The 1,075-nt window shown below is 46.1% G+C and carries 1 protein-coding gene; it reads right to left on the bottom strand.

From position 1 onward, the window contains the following. On the bottom strand, positions 1-1,075 hold a 1,075-nt coding region (locus A3738_RS03265; protein ID WP_068763354.1), incomplete at both ends, for a xanthine dehydrogenase small subunit.

The following is a 1,075-nucleotide window of genomic DNA, read 5'->3' as shown; positions in this document are numbered from 1 at the left end:
AGCCATGCCACCAAAGCCTGTGCGTACAGCCGTAATTTGGCCACCTTGTACTTTTACTTTGATCGCAAGAAGCACTGCTGAAATATCGTCTTCGATACGCTTAGAGATTTTGTACACTTTCAAGTGCTCACACGCTTCGCGGCGTGGAATACGGATCGCGCGGATGTATTCGCCAGTCTGAAGAAGTGTTTTCTTGTAGTCCAAGTAGAAAGTGTCTAAAGGAATCCAGCGATTGCCATTTGCACCCGCGATTTCGATATCTGCATTTAATGCAATTAATACTGGTGGCGCGTCACCGATTGGTGATGCGTTTGCGATGTTGCCGCCCATGGTTCCGTTGTTACGAACTTGGCGTGCTGCGAAACGCTCTAGTAGCTGAGCGAACTCAGGGAAGTGCGCTTCTAATACTTTTTCGCAATCAGTCAGAGATGCTGCACCACCGATGGTGATGTAGTTAGCGTCTTCACTAATTGTTTTCAAGCTATCGATTTGATTGATTGCAACAAGCTTATTAATGCGACGATTCATTTGCGTCACTTCAAGTGCTAGATCGGTTGCACCGGCAACGATTCGTGCATCAGGATGGTGCGCAAGAATCTCTTTAAGCTCTGATTCGGTGCGAGCACTCCAAGATTGACCTTCTTCATTGGAGGTTTCACCTTTGTTTGAAGGTGATGTGCTAGAAGGTGTCCAAATTTCTGCTTTCACTTTGCCTGGGTATGATTTCATTGACTTCGCTGCGTCAATAATTGGCTTGTAGCCAGTGCAGCGGCAAAGGTTGCCAGAAAGTGCGTCGTAAATTTCGTGAAGTGTAAAAGTCTTATCTGAAGGTGTGTTTTCAAATAAAGCGGTTAAAGACATGATGATGCCAGGAGTACAGAAGCCGCATTGTGATCCATGCTTATCTACCATTGCTTGCTGCGCAGGGTGAAGCTCTGAACCATTAGCTAATGCTTCAACAGTAATAAGGCTTTTTCCGTCAATCTGTGCGAGGAAAGTGATGCATGAGTTGATCGCACGGTAATGCCATTCACCATTGTGCATTTCACCCGCTAGTACTGAACATGCCCCACAG

The organism is Oleiphilus sp. HI0066 (assembly GCF_001635725.1).
Note: the sequence above shows the minus strand (reverse complement) of the source record. Positions and strands in the feature narration are given on the sequence as shown.